The sequence below is a fragment of the Stenotrophomonas sp. 1337 genome (assembly GCF_031455455.1).
In the GTDB taxonomy this organism is placed as follows: Bacteria; Pseudomonadota; Gammaproteobacteria; order Xanthomonadales; family Xanthomonadaceae; genus Stenotrophomonas; species Stenotrophomonas indicatrix.
Window position 1 is genome coordinate 44,113 of sequence record NZ_JAVDSR010000004.1, and the last position, 14,437, is coordinate 58,549.

General features: G+C 67.1%; 15 protein-coding genes and 1 pseudogene. 6 read left to right on the forward strand and 10 right to left on the reverse strand.

Going from position 1 to position 14,437, the window contains the following annotated elements:
- Positions 1 to 69 precede the first annotated feature (69 nt).
- Positions 70 to 1,053 (forward strand): aldo/keto reductase, encoded by a 984-nt coding sequence (locus tag J2X70_RS07675; protein WP_080150841.1) that lies wholly within the window; start codon positions 70 to 72, stop codon positions 1,051 to 1,053.
- A 57-nt stretch (positions 1,054 to 1,110) separates the two neighbouring features.
- Here the strand turns inward: J2X70_RS07675 and J2X70_RS07680 are convergent, their stop codons facing one another.
- Positions 1,111 to 2,010: a LysR family transcriptional regulator gene (locus tag J2X70_RS07680; protein WP_309909729.1), complete on the reverse strand. Its 900-nt coding sequence runs from the start codon at positions 2,008 to 2,010 to the stop codon at positions 1,111 to 1,113.
- Positions 2,011 to 2,287: 277 nt separating this feature from the next.
- Between J2X70_RS07680 and J2X70_RS07685 the strand changes: the two genes are divergently transcribed.
- Both J2X70_RS07685 and J2X70_RS07690 read left to right on the forward strand, forming a co-directional pair.
- Complete coding sequence (locus tag J2X70_RS07685; protein ID WP_025874036.1) at positions 2,288 to 2,500, forward strand: DUF4287 domain-containing protein; 213 nt, start codon at positions 2,288 to 2,290, stop codon at positions 2,498 to 2,500.
- A 404-nt stretch (positions 2,501 to 2,904) separates the two neighbouring features.
- Complete coding sequence (locus J2X70_RS07690) at positions 2,905 to 3,612, forward strand: YitT family protein (RefSeq protein ID WP_025874035.1); 708 nt, start codon at positions 2,905 to 2,907, stop codon at positions 3,610 to 3,612.
- Between the two features lie 74 nt (positions 3,613 to 3,686).
- On the opposite strand, the gene J2X70_RS07695 is transcribed toward J2X70_RS07690, so the two are convergent.
- A complete protein-coding gene (locus J2X70_RS07695) occupies positions 3,687 to 4,232 on the reverse strand; it encodes a DNA-3-methyladenine glycosylase I (protein ID WP_025874034.1) in 546 nt (181 codons plus the stop codon).
- A pseudogene (locus J2X70_RS07700) lies at positions 4,229 to 6,040 on the reverse strand (DUF4153 domain-containing protein). The gene J2X70_RS07695 and the pseudogene J2X70_RS07700 overlap by 4 nt, the downstream one beginning before the upstream one ends.
- Before the next feature lie 81 nt (positions 6,041 to 6,121).
- Here J2X70_RS07700 and J2X70_RS07705 point away from each other — a divergent pair.
- The 3 genes from J2X70_RS07705 to J2X70_RS07715 are packed head-to-tail and all read left to right on the forward strand — an operon-like array spanning position 6,122 to position 8,115.
- A complete protein-coding gene (locus J2X70_RS07705; RefSeq protein ID WP_088099852.1) occupies positions 6,122 to 6,688 on the forward strand; it encodes a YqgE/AlgH family protein in 567 nt (188 codons plus the stop codon).
- On the forward strand, positions 6,681 to 7,148 hold the full coding sequence (ruvX, locus tag J2X70_RS07710) for a Holliday junction resolvase RuvX (RefSeq protein WP_025874031.1): 468 nt from the start codon (positions 6,681 to 6,683) through the stop codon (positions 7,146 to 7,148). Before J2X70_RS07705 ends, ruvX begins: the two co-directional genes overlap by 8 nt.
- A 16-nt stretch (positions 7,149 to 7,164) precedes the next feature.
- Positions 7,165 to 8,115, forward strand: a complete 951-nt coding sequence (locus J2X70_RS07715) for an aspartate carbamoyltransferase catalytic subunit (RefSeq protein ID WP_309909734.1) — start codon at positions 7,165 to 7,167, stop codon at positions 8,113 to 8,115.
- 81 nt (positions 8,116 to 8,196) lie between these two features.
- On the opposite strand, the gene J2X70_RS07720 is transcribed toward J2X70_RS07715, so the two are convergent.
- The 7 genes from J2X70_RS07720 to J2X70_RS07750 form a co-directional block, all read right to left on the reverse strand.
- A complete protein-coding gene (locus tag J2X70_RS07720; RefSeq protein ID WP_105164935.1) occupies positions 8,197 to 8,688 on the reverse strand; it encodes a transposase in 492 nt (163 codons plus the stop codon).
- Positions 8,689 to 8,820: 132 nt separating this feature from the next.
- Positions 8,821 to 9,618 carry a prolyl oligopeptidase family serine peptidase gene (locus J2X70_RS07725; RefSeq protein ID WP_309909737.1) on the reverse strand — a complete coding sequence of 266 codons (798 nt, stop codon included), beginning with the start codon at positions 9,616 to 9,618 and terminating at the stop codon, positions 8,821 to 8,823.
- 70 nt (positions 9,619 to 9,688) lie between these two features.
- Positions 9,689 to 9,955, reverse strand: a complete 267-nt coding sequence (locus J2X70_RS07730; protein ID WP_025874027.1) for a hypothetical protein — start codon at positions 9,953 to 9,955, stop codon at positions 9,689 to 9,691.
- An 11-nt stretch (positions 9,956 to 9,966) separates the two neighbouring features.
- Positions 9,967 to 11,328: a magnesium transporter gene (gene mgtE, locus J2X70_RS07735; protein ID WP_025874026.1), complete on the reverse strand. Its 1,362-nt coding sequence runs from the start codon at positions 11,326 to 11,328 to the stop codon at positions 9,967 to 9,969.
- A 280-nt stretch (positions 11,329 to 11,608) separates the two neighbouring features.
- A complete protein-coding gene (gene ptsP, locus J2X70_RS07740; RefSeq protein WP_309909739.1) occupies positions 11,609 to 13,378 on the reverse strand; it encodes a phosphoenolpyruvate--protein phosphotransferase in 1,770 nt (589 codons plus the stop codon).
- 2 nt (positions 13,379 to 13,380) lie between these two features.
- Complete coding sequence (locus J2X70_RS07745) at positions 13,381 to 13,650, reverse strand: HPr family phosphocarrier protein (protein ID WP_025874024.1); 270 nt, start codon at positions 13,648 to 13,650, stop codon at positions 13,381 to 13,383.
- Positions 13,643 to 14,035 (reverse strand): PTS fructose IIA component family protein, encoded by a 393-nt coding sequence (locus tag J2X70_RS07750; RefSeq protein WP_025874023.1) that lies wholly within the window; start codon positions 14,033 to 14,035, stop codon positions 13,643 to 13,645. Before J2X70_RS07750 ends, J2X70_RS07745 begins: the two co-directional genes overlap by 8 nt.
- Between the last annotated feature and the right edge of the window lie 402 nt (positions 14,036 to 14,437).

Below are 14,437 nucleotides of genomic sequence, written 5' to 3' on the forward strand. Positions count from 1 at the left end.
GCCATCCAGGTCGTTTAATCCGCTGCCCCTGCAGGCGTATCGTCATCGCTCCCTTACTGGAGCACGACGATGCAGACACGTGAACTCGGCCGCAGCGGCCTGAAAGTCTCCGCCCTGGGCCTGGGCTGCATGGGCCTGAGCCACGGCTACGGTCCCGCCGTCGAGCAGAGCCAGGGCATCGCCCTGCTGCACGCCGCGGTCGAACGCGGCGTGACCTTCTTCGACACCGCCGAAGTCTATGGTCCATATACCAACGAAGACCTGCTCGGCAGGGCGCTGGCACCGCACCGCGACAAGCTGGTGATCGCCACCAAGTTCGGCTTCAAGGACGCACAGGTCGACACCGGCCTGGACAGTCGTCCGGAGAACATCCGTGCGGTGGCCGAAGCCAGCCTCAAGCGCCTGCGCACCGACTACATCGACCTGTTCTACCAGCACCGCGTGGATCCGAACGTGCCGATCGAGGATGTGGCCGGCACCGTGCGTGACCTGATCGCCGAGGGCAAGGTGCGCCACTTCGGCTTGTCCGAAGCCAGCGCCGCCACGGTGCGTCGCGCGCATGCCGTGCAACCGGTGGCCGCAGTGCAGAGCGAGTACTCGCTGTGGTGGCGCGAACCGGAACGCGAACTGCTGCCGGCGCTGCAGGAACTCGGCATCGGCTTCGTGCCGTTCAGCCCGCTCGGTCGCGGCTTCCTGACTGGCGCGATCAACGCCGACACCACCTTCGCCGACAACGATTTCCGCAACACCGTGCCACGCTTCGAAGTGCAAGCGCGTCGCGCCAATCAAGCGCTGGTTGACCGCATCACCACGATCGCGGCGGCGCGGGGCGCCACCCCGGCACAGGTCGCGCTGGCCTGGCTGCTGGCGCAGGCACCGTGGATCGTGCCGATTCCGGGTACGACCAAGATCCATCGCCTGGAAGAGAACCTTGCCGCCGCCGACCTGCAGCTGTCTCCCGCCGAGCTGGAGCGCATCGCGCAGACGCTGCAGGAGATCGCCATCGTCGGCGAGCGCTACAACGCACAGCGTGCGGCACAGGCCAAGGGCTGATCGCAGTGGCCGCGGACTCTCGTCCTGTGCTGGGTGCGGACCGTTGGTCCGCACGCCTCACCCCACCATCGGTCCGCGCAGCGCATCAAGCACCGTACGCATCGCCACGGTGACATGCCGGCGTGACGGGTAATACGCGTAGTAGCCATCGAAGTGCGGGGACCAGTCATCCAGTGTTGATTGCAGGCGGCCTTCCAGCAGGGCCGCCTGCACCTGGTCTTCGGGCAGCCAGGCCAATCCGCTGCCGGCCAGCGCCGCAGCCCGCGTCATGCCCATGGTGTTGAAGGTCCATTGGCCGGAGACGCGGATGCTCAGTTCGTGGCCATCCTGACCGAAATCCCACGGCATCAGGCCGCCATGGGTGGGCAGGCGCAGGGTGATGCAGTTGTGCGCGGCCAGATCGTGCGGATGCACCGGCGCCACGTGCTGGCGGAAGTACGACGGTGCCCCCACCACGCGCATGCGCAGCGGCGGACTGATCGGCAGCGCCACCATGTCGCGTGCCAGGCGCTCACCGAGACGGATGCCGATGTCGTAGCGCTCGGCGACGATGTCGGCCAAGCCGTAATCGGTGGTCAGCTCGACCTTCAGGTCCGGGTACTGCTGCAGCAGCGGTGCCAGCCTGGGCCAGGCCAGGTATTCGGCGGCGTGGCCGGTGGCGTTGATGCGGATGGTGCCTGCGGGGCGCTCGCGGTACTCGGCCAGCGCGGCCAGTTCGTCTTCGATCTCGGCCAGGCGCGGGGCCAGGGTTTCCAGCAGGCGGGCACCGGCCTCGGTGGTGGCGACACTGCGGGTGGTGCGGGTCAGCAGGCGCACGCCCAGTCGCTCTTCCAGCCCGCGCATGGCGTGGCTGAGGGCGGACTGGGAGACACCCAGCTGGGCAGCGGCTTTGGTGAAGCTGCCTTCGCGGGCAACGTGGACGAAGGCTTGCAGGTCGTTGAGGTTTTCACGCGGCATGAGGGGATGATACGGCCGGGCCGCGCCCGGCGCCCGCGGTAGTGCCGGCCGCTGGCCGGCAACCGCAACAGCAACAGCCGGAGCAACAGCAACAGCGGGCTTCCTGTGGAGCCGCATGGCCTGCTCTTGGTGGGTGTCGACCTCGGTCGACACGTAGATCCACGCTATGCGTGGATGCGTGCCCGGTGTTGCCGGTGCTGGTCGGTTAATGCGCCATGTCGATTTGTGGTTCCGTGGTTCGTCGAATGGGTACTTTCCAAACAGCAGGGAGCAGCACATGAGCACCGACAGCAAACCCAAGGGCCCTGCGTCCTATTTTCCTTCCATCGAAAAGACCTACGGGCAGCCGGTGACGCATTGGCTGGGGCTGCTGGCCAAACGGCCGGGGCTGAAGCACATGGAACTGGTCAGCTTCCTGAAATCCGAGCACGGGCTGGGCCATGGCCACGCAAACGCCCTGGTCGCCCACCACCTGGCCACCCAGCGCTGAGACAACCGCTCCACCGAGCGAAGCGACCCGCTTTTGCTCTTCTTCTCTCTCTACGTGGCTGGACGCGCACGGAACCTGTCCAAGGCCGGGTGGGGTGAGGCTGCGGGGGTGTCCGCGGCATGGGCCCGAGGCATGCCTCGGGCGGGTTGGGCAGGACGCCCAACCCCGGTCTTGCCGTGTGCGCAGGACAGCGCACACGAGCAAGACGCGGCCAAGTCCCCAAGGACGGGTTCACGGCGTCCCCCGCGAACCCATCTCCCCCGGCCAAGCGCGGCTTTTGCTGTTGGTACACCAGCCACGAGGGGCTGCGCCGTTCGCCGCAACTCCCAACTGAACGATTTCATCTGCAACTGTCATGCAGATCGTGTCTAATACCGCTCCCCACCCGTAGTGCCCCCACCTGTATGTCCCTCCAATCCCATGGCCCGGCGCCGTGCGACGACGCTGACGGCCACCTGGTCACCGCTGGCCCGCTGACCCCGCCGCCCGATGTTGCCGGCACCCCCGCCGATGAGAAGGCGCTGCGCCACTCGGTCGCCGAGGACGTGCAGGGCATGGTGCTGGCCATGCTCGTGGCCTCACTGGGCCTGGCCATCTTCGCCAAGGGCGGGCTGATGATCGGCGGCATGGCCGGCATGGCCTTCCTGCTGCACTATTCGATGGGCTGGAACTTCGGTCTGGTGTTCGTGCTGGTCAACCTGCCGTTCTACTGGGTGGCCGTGCGCCGCATGGGCTGGGAATTCACCCTGAAGACGTTCGCAGCGGTCACTGCCTGCGGCCTGCTCACCGACATCCTGCCGCGCTGGGCGGACTTTTCGCATATCGCGCCGCTGTACTCGGCGCTGGTCGGTGGCGCGCTGTCCGGCCTGGGCATCCTGTTCTTCATCCGCCACCGCGCCAGCCTCGGCGGCATCGGCATTCTGGCGGTTTACCTGCAGCGCACCCGCGGCTGGAGCGCCGGCAAGGTGCAGATGTCCTTCGATGCGTGCCTGATGGTGGCCGCGTTCTTCGTGCTGTCGCCGTCGAAAGTGATGTACTCGGCCATCGGTGCGGTGGTGCTCAGCCTGGTGCTGATGTTCAACCACCGCCCGGGCCGCTACATGGGCGTCTGATTCCGCACTCGGCGGATCGCCCGCCCAGGCGCCACGCGCCCCGGTAGCGCCGGGCCATGCCCGGCGGATGCGCATCAGCCGCGCGCTGCCTGTACCCACGGCGGTGCCAGCTTCAGCAGCGTTGCATGCACCGGGCAGTCCTCGGCATGCGCGCCCGGCAGGTAGCCCAGGCTCATCAGGAACTCGCCGGTGATCTCGCCACCGGTGAAGCGGAACGTCTTCTTGAACAGCTTCACCCAGTCGGCCTTGCTGCGCGGATGGTGTGCGTCCAGCCAGGCGGCGAAGCTGCCGTGGCTCTGGCGCAGCTGCTGGATCACCTGCGCGTTGTGGATCGCTGCCAGCACCTTCAAGCGGTTGCGGATGATGCCCGGGTCCGACAGCAGGCGCTCGATGTCCTGCTCGGCGTAGGCCGCCACGCGATCAACGTCGAACGCGTCATAGGCCGCGCGGAATCCCTCGCGCTTCTTCAGGATGGTCTCCCAGCTCAGGCCGGCCTGGTTGATCTCCAGCAGCAGGCGCTCGAACAGTTCACGCTCATCGCGCTGCGGGAAGCCATATTCATTGGCGTGGTAGTACTCGTGCACCGGATGGCCCGGGGCGATGCGGCAGTATCCGCTCATGGTGTGGCCGCCTCCGCGCGGTCGTTGCTGCGATCAATCTCCAGCTGGCCCGCCGCGCCGTCAAGCAGCAGCGTCGGCCAGCGCGGCGGCTGCATGGTCAGGCGGCCGTCGCGTAGGGCCTGCGGGGCCCCGTCCGAGGTGCGCTGGTCAACGTCCTGGAAGGAAACATCACCCTCCTTTCTCCAGCCAGCCGGTTCACGCACGTGCAGCTGGCAGCGCGGACCGCTGTACAGACTGGTCATGCACAGCAGCACGTCGTCTTCTCCATCGCCGTCCAGATCACGGCGCAGGGTGACGCAGCGGTTGTCGCCGGTCTTGTCGTCGTCCAGGCAATCGCCCGCGTGCAAGCGACGGTGCAGTACCGCCTGCCACCAGTCATCGGCTGGCGAGGCGGTGCCCTTGGCCTGCACGATCCGGGACTTCAGGCTGGCCAGGTCGCGCACGCCATCGTCGATGTCGTTATCCCAGCGTGACTCACGCTTCTGCCGGGCCAGGGCCTGCACGATGATGCTGGAGGCGCGCGTGTCGGCCGCCAATGACGGTGCTTTCTGCAGCGTGCGCAGCGCCTGCACACCTCGACGGCCCAGCTCGAAACGCAGCTGATTTGCGGCGTCCGCGGTCATCAACGCCGGATCGGCGCGCAGGCGCTTCATCTGGCTGGCCAGGGTGATGCGCACCGGGTCGATCACCGGCGAGATGGCCAGCAGTGCGGTTGCCAGCACGGCCCAGCACATCCAGCGGTTGACCGGCTCAAGCCGATGCAGCCAACGCCCGTGCCGGCGCAGTGCGGCGAAGGCGTAGCCGATGGCATAGCCGGCAATCAGCACCGCGACCGCCGCGCCCCAGAAGCGCGAGAGGGTCCAGCCGTACTGGCTGACCCGCAGGGACATCGCATACATCGCCAGGCCGGCGTAGATCGGCAGTGCCAGCAGGCTGGCCTCGACCAGCCGGCGCAGCCATGCCGGGTAGGGCGGGGTGCCGTCGTCGTGCTGGTAGACCGCGTTGGCCAGGCTGATCAGCAGCACCGCCAGCACCAGCAGCAGGCTGGCGGCCGAGCGCGTGGCCCACAGCGGCGCCAGCCCGGTGAACGGCAGCGACAGCACGAACAGCACCGCGATGAACGACAGCAATGGCAGCAGGCCGCGGCAGATCGCGAAGAGCACCTGGCGGGTGATCTGCATCGCGCGATGCTGGGTGCGCCCGATCAGCACGCCGAAGCCTGCCAGCATGCCGGTGGCCAAGGCGATGAAGGCATCGCTGCCGAACAGGACGTGGAAGAAGTCGACCTTGACCATCCGGAACAGCGCCGCCCACAGCCACAGCAGCAGCCAGGTCAAGCCGGTGAACACCGCCGCCAGCACCAGGGTCAGCCCGTTCTGCCAGGCGCGTTCGAACAACGCGCCATAGTCGGCCCGCCAATGTCCGGCATGCAGGCGGAACTGCCACCACGGCAGGGCAATGAACGTGGCAACGGCCAGGCAGATCGAGAGCGGAACCTGCAGCACGGCCGCGTACAGCGCGGTTTCTCCGCTCAGGTTCCAGGCGGTCCAGGCGGCCAGGGCGAGGACCAGCAACGAGGCCAACCCGGCGTGCAGCCACAGGCGCCAGGCCTTCAGATCGACCAGCGTCAAGGCCACTGCGGTGGGCACGGTCAATACCCAGGCATACCAGCAGTAGCGCCAGCCGATGTCCCGGAACGGTCATTGATCCGCCAGTTCCTGGGCCGCGAAAAGCATCAGCCCCTGCAGCAGTGCGATCAACACGATCATGCTGCGGGTGGGCCATGACAGCGTTGCATCCTGCTGCATCGGGTCGTCCTCCTTGCAAGAGCGCCATCCTAGCCCATCCCTTCGCGCCCGCATCCGGTCGCAGCGGTTAGAATGGCGCCCATGCCAGTAACGCCGACTTCCCTCGCCAATCACCTGCTCGTGGCGCTGCCGTCGCTGATCGACGCCACCTTCGCCCGCACCGTCGCGCTGATCTGCCAGCACGACGAGAACGGGGCAATGGGGGTGCTGGTCAACCAGCCGTCCGAGTACACCTTGGGCGAAGTGCTTGCGCAGATGGAGATCGCTACCGGCGATGGCGTCCTGCAGGCGCGTCCGGTGCTCAATGGCGGACCGGTGCATCCCGAGCGTGGCTTCGTCATCCATGACGACGCGCGCGCGTGGGATTCCAGCCTCGTCGTCGGTGAGGGCCTGTACCTGACCACCTCGCGTGACATCCTCGAGGCGATGGCGCGTGGCGAAGGCCCGGCCAATGCCGTGGTCACCCTGGGCTGCGCGGGCTGGAGTGCCGGCCAGCTGGAAAGCGAACTGTCCGAAAACAGCTGGCTGACCGTGCCGGCTGATGCCGAACTGGTGTTCCAGCTGCCGCTGGAACAGCGCTGGCAGGGCGCCGCGTCGCGCATTGGCGTCGATCTGTTCCGGCTGACCGATTACAGCGGCCATGTCTGAGCCGGCCCTCATCCGTCGCGATGGCACCGTACTCGGTTTCGATGTCGGCTCGCGCCGGATCGGCGTGGCGATCGGCAGTGCCTTCGCCGCGCATGCACGCGCGGTGGCCGTGGTCGATGTGCACGGCAATGGCCCCGACTGGGCGGCGATCGAACGCCTGCTCAAGGAATGGAAGCCCGATGGCCTGGTGGTCGGCGATCCGCTGACCCTGGACGGCCAGGACCAGCCCAACCGCAAGCGCGCGCAGGGCTTTGCCCGCCAGCTGCGGGAACGTTTCAAGCTGCCGGTGGTGATGATCGACGAGCGTTCCAGCTCGGTCGAGGCCGCCCGCCGCTTCGCCGTCGAGCGCGCCGAAGGGCGCAAGCGTCGCCGCGACGCGGCTGCGCTCGATGCCGTCGCTGCGGCGGTGATCATCGACCGCTGGTTGTCGTCGCCGGACGACGCCATTCCCATTCCCTGACGATACGAACCCCGCCATGACCGCCCAGCAACTCGATGACTCCGGCCGCCTGCGCCACCTGTTGACGCTTGAAGGTCTTCCCCGCGACACCCTGGTGCAACTGCTCGACCGCGCTGGTCAGATCCGCGATGCCGCGGTCGGCCGTGTCGGCAACAAGCGCCACGTGCTGGGCGGATCGGCGGTGTGCACGTTGTTCTTCGAACCTTCCACCCGTACCCGCAGCTCGTTCCATCTGGCGGCGCAGCGGCTGGGTGCGGACGTGCTGAACTTCGACGCCTCCACCTCGTCCACGCGCAAGGGCGAAACCGCCTGCGACACGCTGAAGAACCTGGAAGCGATGGGCGTGCGTGGTTTCGTCGTGCGCCACCCCGATGACGGCGCCGTGGCGGCGCTGGCTGCGGTGGCGGGCGAGGGCACCGCGCTGGTCAATGCCGGCGACGGCCGCAGCTCGCACCCGACCCAGGGCCTGCTGGACATGCTGACCCTGCGCCAGGCCAAGGGCCCGGACTTCTCGAAGATGAAGGTGGTGATCGTCGGTGACGTCAAGCACTCGCGCGTGGCCCGCACCGACCTGCATGCCCTGCGCACGCTGGGCGTGGGCGAGATCCGCGTATGTGGCCCGCAGTCGCTGCTGCCTGACGACGACACCCTCAAGGGCTGCGTGGTCGGTGATGATTTCGACGCGATGCTGGAAGGCGTCGACGCGCTGATGATGTTGCGCCTGCAGCGCGAGCGCATGGAAGAAGGCCTGGTGCCGTCGCTGGAGCAGTACCAAGCACAGTACGGCCTGAACACCGCACGCCTGGCCCGCGCCGGCAAGGACGCCGCCGTGCTGCACCCGGGGCCGATCAACCGCGGCGTGGAAGTGACCGACGAAGTGGCCGACGGCCCGCAGTCGTGGGTGCTGCGCCAGGTCGCCAACGGCGTCGCCGTACGCATGGCCGTGCTGGAAACCCTGCTGGGTTGATTGCCTCCGATTGCTGCGTTGGTGGGTGCCAACCTGGGTTGGCAGGTGCACTGCTTTGGTAGATGCCAACCTTGGTTGGCACTATCCGTCCGTGCTGAATGCCTTTGGTCGATCACCCAAGGCCTCGAGCTCCCACTCGCACCATGCGTGCCGATACTGCCCCAACTGCGTCGTCAGACCCGCCCTGATCGGATTGCCCATCAGGTACATCGCATGCCGGTACAACGATTCGTCCGAGCGGATCGCATGATCGTGGTAGCAGGCCTGCCAGAAGCGCCCGCCCCTTCCCAACAACCGGTTTGCCTGCTGCGCCGTGCGCGATTTGAAGCGCTTCATGACGGTTTCCAGTGTTCCCGCGCGTAGTTCGAGCAGCCAGTGGATGTGATCGGGCATGACCACGTAGGCGATCGAGCGGGTGAAGCCTTCCTGATCCAGCCTCTGGAATTCCTGGATTGCCAGGGCTGCGGCAGCGTCGTTGGCGAACAGGGGCGCGCGACGATCCACGACGGTAGTCAGGATGTAGCTGAGACCGATGCTGGAGCGACGGCCGAGCAGGAGGCGGACGTTTTGCATGGCGCAAGCTTGGGCGGACACGCTTGCGACGGACATCGGGGAATGGCTTGATCTTGGGTAGGCTGGTGCCAACCAAGGTTGGCATCTACCAGAATGGGGCCAACCAAGGTTGGCCTCTACCGGAGCAAGCGCTCAGCGCTTCTGGGCGAACAACCACGCCCACATCGCCGCGTCGGCGTAGGTGGCATCCCAGGCGTTGTGGTTGCCTTCCGCGTACTCGGTATAGCGCACGTCGCGCGCGCCGGCGGTCTGGAACGCGGCATGCAGCCGGCGATCATCATCCGGTGGCACCACATCATCCAGCGCGCCGTGGAAGATCCAGATCGGGGTGCGCTGCAACCGTTGCGCGATCACCGCATAGGGATCCGCTTCGTTCGCCACCTGCTCGACGAACAGGGTAGGGCGTACCGCACGTGGTGCCAGCACCGCACCGCACACCGGCACGATCGCGGCAAAGCGCTTCGGATCGTCCAGCGCGATGTTCCAGCTGCCATAGCCGCCCATCGACATTCCGGTCAGGTACTGCCTTGCCGGGTCAGCGCCGAATTCGGCGATCGTGGCGTCCAGTGCCGCGATCGCCACACGGTTGTTGCGACCGCTCCATTCTTCACGGCCGGGTACCTGCGGAAACACCGCCAGCGCGGGGAAGTCGGCCGCGTGCCGACGCAGGTACGGGCCCAGGCCTGCGTGGGTCTGCTTCACGCCATCGCCGCCGCGCTCGCCGGAGCCGTGCAGGAACAGCACCACCGGCAGCGGACCAGCTGCGCGCGCGGCAGCGGCCGGTATGAACACCTGGTAGTAGGCGGTGTCGCCGTCCACCTTCACCGCACGTGCCTCGAAGTGGCCGCGGGCACCGGGCGGCGTACTGGCACACCCGGTCAACATCAGCAGGGCCAGCAGCGGCAGCCAGCGCAGAAGCGATCGAAGCATGGCGGTTCCCATGAGGGCGATGTCGCCTCGATGGTAGTGCGCCGCGACCGGCCCGGCATCGTGCGCCGCATCACTGCGGGCGCGGGAAGCTGGCGATGATCTCCAGCTGCTCCTGTGCTTCGGCGTTGCCGCCTGCGGCCGCGGCCTGCACCTGCGCCATGTCCGGGTGCAGCACCACCAGCAACGGGTTCTCGCACACCGGGCACACATACTCGGTGGCGTCCTCGTCCAGTTCCATCACCATTGCCCGCGAACTGCCTTTCCACTCGCAGGCGGCACAGGTGTGAAGCTGGTCGCGCCAACCCGGTGCAAAGTAGTTTTCGATCGTCGTTGCCATGGCAGTTCCAGTCAGTGCAGCAGGACCATGGTGGCCAGGCCGAGGAAAGTAAAGAAGCCCATCGAGTCGGTCACCGCTGTCAGGAAGATGCCGCTGGCCAGCGCCGGATCGAAGCCGAAGCGCTTCAGGCCCAGGGGCACCAGCACGCCGGCAAGCGCCGCGAACAACAGGTTGCAGGTCAGCGCGATGGCGATCACGGCCGAGAGCCCGGGCGAGTGGAACCAGGCGAGCACGATCAGGCCCAGCACCGAGCCGAGCACCACGCCATTGAGCAGGGCCACCCGCACTTCCTTCCACAGCAGCGTGCGTGCGTTGGAACTGCCGACCTGGCCCAGTGCCAGGCCGCGCACCATCAGCGCCAGCACCTGGGTGCCGGCGTTGCCGCCGAGGCCAGCGACGATCGGCATCAACACCGCCAGGGCGACCAGCTTGTCGATGGTGCCCTCGAAGTGGCCGACCACGCTGGAGGCCAGGAACGCGGTGCAAAGATTCACCGACAGCCACATCAAGCGGCGGCGCATCGCGCGCCAGACCGGGCTGAACAGGTCTTCGTCCTCGTCCAGGCCGGCGGCGCCCAGCGCCTGGTGCTCGGCCTGGCCACGGATGATGTCGACCACGTCATCGATGGTGATGCGGCCGATCAGGATGTTGTTGTCATCCACCACCGGCGCCGAGATCCAGTCATGGTCGGAGAACTGCCGCGCCACTTCCTGGTCGCTTTCGCCGACATCGATGGCAGGCTGCTCATCGTCGATCAGGCGGTTGATCGGGGTGGTGTCTTCGTGGGTCACCAGCGAGGCCAGCGACACCCGGCCCAGGTACTGGTGGCGGCGGCTGACCACGAACAGGTGATCGGTGTGGTCCGGCAGTTCGCCGCGCAGGCGCAGGTAGCGCAGCACCACATCGACGTTGACGTCGGCGCGTACCGTCACCACGTCCGGGTTCATCAGGCGGCCGGCGCTGTCCTCGGGGTAGGACAGCACCTGCTCCAGGCGCTCGCGGTTCTCGCGGTCCATCGACTTGAGGACTTCGTCGATGACCGTGTCCGGAAGGTCTTCGACCAGGTCGGCCAGATCGTCGATGTCGAGGTCTTCGACCGCGGCGATGATCTCGTCCGGGTCCATGTCCGCGAGCAGGCTTTCGCGCACGTCGTCGCCGACGTGGACCAGCACCTCGCCATCGTCTTCCGGATCGACCAGGCCCCAGACGATCTCGCGTTTGCCCGGCGGCAGCGATTCGAGCAGGTTGCCGATCTCGGCCGGCGCCAGGGTATTGACCAGACGGCGTACCGGGCCCAGCCGACCGCTGTCCAGTGCATCGGACAGCATCCGCAACTGGCGCGCAGTCTTGTCGTGGCGTACGGCCTCAGCCATCGCAGCTCCCGCGGGATAAGAAAAGCCGCGATCCTGGCAAGGATGCGGCAACAGGGGTGTTCAGCACGTCATTATCGCAAGGGGATGTTTCAGCGCATACCCCGCTGGCCACAGGCCACTGGGGTCCACGCATGCCACCTCATCCCCGCCTGTCGGCGCGCTCCTTGAACAACAAGGGGCTGCTGCTCCAGACCGAATCCGCCGGGCATGGCCCGGCGCTACCAAAGGTGGCACGCGGCGGTAGCGCCGGGCCGTGCCCGGCGAGCGCGTAGCGCGGGGGTCAGGACGCGTCCGCCACAAGCGCCAGCCAGCGCTCGATGCCGCGGCGGTCACGCATGCCCAGCAGCTTCGGTGCGCGGGCGCGCAGGGCTCCCAGATCGGCATCACGGACGGCTCGGCGTACTTCCAGCAGGGTGCCCGGGTGCAGGCTGAACTCGGTCAGGCCCAGTGCCAGCAGCAGCGGGGTCATCCGTGCGTCGCCCGCGATTTCGCCGCATACCGCCACCGGGATGCGATGGCGTGCGCCGGTCTCGATCACCATCTGCAGCAGGCGCAGCACGGCCGGATGCAGCGGCGAATACAGTTCGCCCAGTGCTTCGTTGTTGCGGTCGGCGGCCAGCAGGTACTGCACCAGATCGTTGGTGCCGATCGACAGGAAGTCGACCAGATCGATGAAGCTCTCCAGCGCCAGCGCGGCGGCGGGTACTTCGATCATCGCGCCCAGTGGCACATGCTCGGCCACCATGTGGCCCTCGGCGCGCAGTTGCTCGCCCAGTTTCAGCATGCGCCGGCGTACCGCCAGCAGTTCATCACGGGTGCTGACCATGGGCACCAGCACGCGCAGCTTGCCGTAGGCCGAGGCACGCAGGATCGCGCGCATCTGGGTGTCGGCCACCTTGGGCCGCGCCAGCGACAGGCGCACGCCGCGCAGGCCCAGCGCCGGGTTTTCCTCGTTGCTCAGGGTCAGGCCGGTGCGGTCGGCCTTGTCTGCACCCAGGTCGAGGGTGCGGATGGTCACCGGCCGGCCACTCATGCCCAGCGCCGCATCGCGGTAGGTCTGGAACTGTTCTTCTTCGTCCGGCAGCTCGTTGCGCTGCAGGAACAGGAATTCGGTGCGGTACAGGCCCAGGCCATGGGCGCCCAGCGCATGCGCCTGGGTCACATCTTCCAGCGATTCGGCGTTGGCCAGCAGTGCGATGTCGACCTGGTCGCGGGTACGGCTGGGCTTGCTGCGCAGGCGGCCGAGCTCGCGCTGCTCGCGTGCGTGCTCCTTCAGGCGCGCCCGGTAATCACGCAGGTTATCGGCCTGCGGGTTGACGGTGATGCTGCCGTCGGCGCCATCGATGATCAGCACGTCGCCGTCGATCACCTTGTTCAGCAGCTGCGGCACGCTGACGATCAACGGCAGGTGCAGGCTGCGGGCAAGGATCGCACTGTGCGAAAGCGCGCTGCCAGCGCTGGTGACGATGCCGACCACACCGTGCGATTGCAGCTGGGCCAGCTCGGAAGGGGCGATGTTGTCGCAGACCAGGATTTCGCCGGCCAGGCCCTTCACCGCTGTGGGCCGCTCTGGCTGCAGGAACGCATGGATGCGCCCGATCACATGGTCGAGGTCGTCCATGCGGCTCTTCAGGTAGGCATCGTCCATGCCGTCGAAGACTTTGGCCAGGCGGTCGCGCTGCAGGCGCAGCGCGTAGCCGGCACTGTAGGGACCACTGCGGATCAGTTCGTCCAGGCCGAACAGCAGTTCGGGATCGTCCAGCAGCAGTGCATGCAGGTCGAGGAACTCGCCCACTTCCTGGTTCAGCGCGCCATGCAGGCGCTGGCGCAGCTCGTGCATCTCCGTGCGCGCCGCGTCCACGGCGCGATGCAGGCGTGCCAGCTCGGATTCAACCTGGGAGGGGGTGACGCGCTGTTCGGCCACTTCCAGTGCATGCGGCAGGCGCACGCGGGCGCGGCCCATTGCCGTGCCGCGGGCGGCGCCGTGGCCGGCCAGCAGCTGTACCGGCAGTTGGCCGGTAGGGGTTTGGCCGGCGCGCGCGCGCGGCACGCTCAGTTGTCCTCGTCGAAGCGACGCTCGAACAGGTCGACCACCGCATCCATCGCGGCGACTTCGTCTTCGCCGTTGATGCGGATGGTGACCGGCGTGCCTTGCCCGGCCGCCAGCAGCATCACGCCCATGATGCTCTTGGCGTTGATCTCACGGCCCTTGGCGGCCATGGTCACGTTGCAGCGGAACGGCGCCAGGGTCTGCACCAGCTTGGCGGTGGCCCGGGCATGCAGGCCCAAGCGGTTGCTCACAGTGAGTTCTCGTTCAAGCATCGTCGACTATCGCTCCATTACGGGTGCCCGCCGCCGCAGTGGCGGGCAGTTGATCCAGTCCCTGTTCCGGATAATTCATCACCCGCAGCAACATCGGCAGACTCAGCGCCGACACCCGGCGAACCGGGGTCCCCAACCGGGCCAGCTGCCCGGCAAGGTTGGCAGGGCTGGCGCCGTACAGGTCGGTCAGGATCAGCACGCCATCGCCCCCATCGACCCGCCGCAGAGCGGCCGAGGCGAGCGGGAGCAGAGCATCCAGGTCTGCGTCGAACGGTACTTCGAAAGCTTCGGTCTTCAGCGGCAACTGCCGCAGAAGCCGGGTCGCCACGTCGAGCAGGGCGATCCCGACCCCAGGATGTGTTACGAGGAGAATGCCACAGGTCATTACTGCACGTTAACAGGTCAAGGTGAATTGGCGATAGCAGCAGGAGAGGGGCACTGTGTCCCGTATTCAGCGTTGTTCGGGTCAGAGCCCTTTTTCGTTGAAAAAGGGATCCGACTCCATCCGTTTTTTCGATGCCTGACAGAGATTCATCCACGCATGGCGTGGATCTACCGTGTCGACCAAGGTCGACACCTACCCACAGTGCAACTCCGACCCGCCGCGATCTGTCAGAGGCGGGGCGGTGTGGGGGTGCAGGACCGTTGGCGCCATGGATGGCGCCATCGAGCCCCCAAGGATGGGTTTACGGCGTGTCCTGCGCGCCCACACCGCCTCGCCATCCAAGGGAATCCGATGTTGCTGTTGCTTCGGCTGTTGCTGTTGACGTTGCCGTGGTTTCTGCGG

Excerpts from the sequence above, each read along its gene's own strand:
- J2X70_RS07675 (WP_080150841.1), top strand. The coding sequence starts at position 70 with ATGCAGACACGTGAACTCGGCCGCAGCGGCCTGAAAGTCTCCGCCCTG.
- J2X70_RS07680 (WP_309909729.1), bottom strand. The coding sequence starts at position 2,010 with ATGCCGCGTGAAAACCTCAACGACCTGCAAGCCTTCGTCCACGTTGCC.
- J2X70_RS07685 (WP_025874036.1), top strand. The coding sequence starts at position 2,288 with ATGAGCACCGACAGCAAACCCAAGGGCCCTGCGTCCTATTTTCCTTCC.
- J2X70_RS07690 (WP_025874035.1), top strand. The coding sequence starts at position 2,905 with ATGTCCCTCCAATCCCATGGCCCGGCGCCGTGCGACGACGCTGACGGC.
- J2X70_RS07695 (WP_025874034.1), bottom strand. The coding sequence starts at position 4,232 with ATGAGCGGATACTGCCGCATCGCCCCGGGCCATCCGGTGCACGAGTAC.
- J2X70_RS07705 (WP_088099852.1), top strand. The coding sequence starts at position 6,122 with ATGCCAGTAACGCCGACTTCCCTCGCCAATCACCTGCTCGTGGCGCTG.
- ruvX (WP_025874031.1), top strand. The coding sequence starts at position 6,681 with ATGTCTGAGCCGGCCCTCATCCGTCGCGATGGCACCGTACTCGGTTTC.
- J2X70_RS07715 (WP_309909734.1), top strand. The coding sequence starts at position 7,165 with ATGACCGCCCAGCAACTCGATGACTCCGGCCGCCTGCGCCACCTGTTG.
- J2X70_RS07720 (WP_105164935.1), bottom strand. The coding sequence starts at position 8,688 with ATGCAAAACGTCCGCCTCCTGCTCGGCCGTCGCTCCAGCATCGGTCTC.
- J2X70_RS07725 (WP_309909737.1), bottom strand. The coding sequence starts at position 9,618 with ATGCTTCGATCGCTTCTGCGCTGGCTGCCGCTGCTGGCCCTGCTGATG.
- J2X70_RS07730 (WP_025874027.1), bottom strand. The coding sequence starts at position 9,955 with ATGGCAACGACGATCGAAAACTACTTTGCACCGGGTTGGCGCGACCAG.
- mgtE (WP_025874026.1), bottom strand. The coding sequence starts at position 11,328 with ATGGCTGAGGCCGTACGCCACGACAAGACTGCGCGCCAGTTGCGGATG.
- J2X70_RS07745 (WP_025874024.1), bottom strand. The coding sequence starts at position 13,650 with ATGCTTGAACGAGAACTCACTGTGAGCAACCGCTTGGGCCTGCATGCC.
- J2X70_RS07750 (WP_025874023.1), bottom strand. The coding sequence starts at position 14,035 with ATGACCTGTGGCATTCTCCTCGTAACACATCCTGGGGTCGGGATCGCC.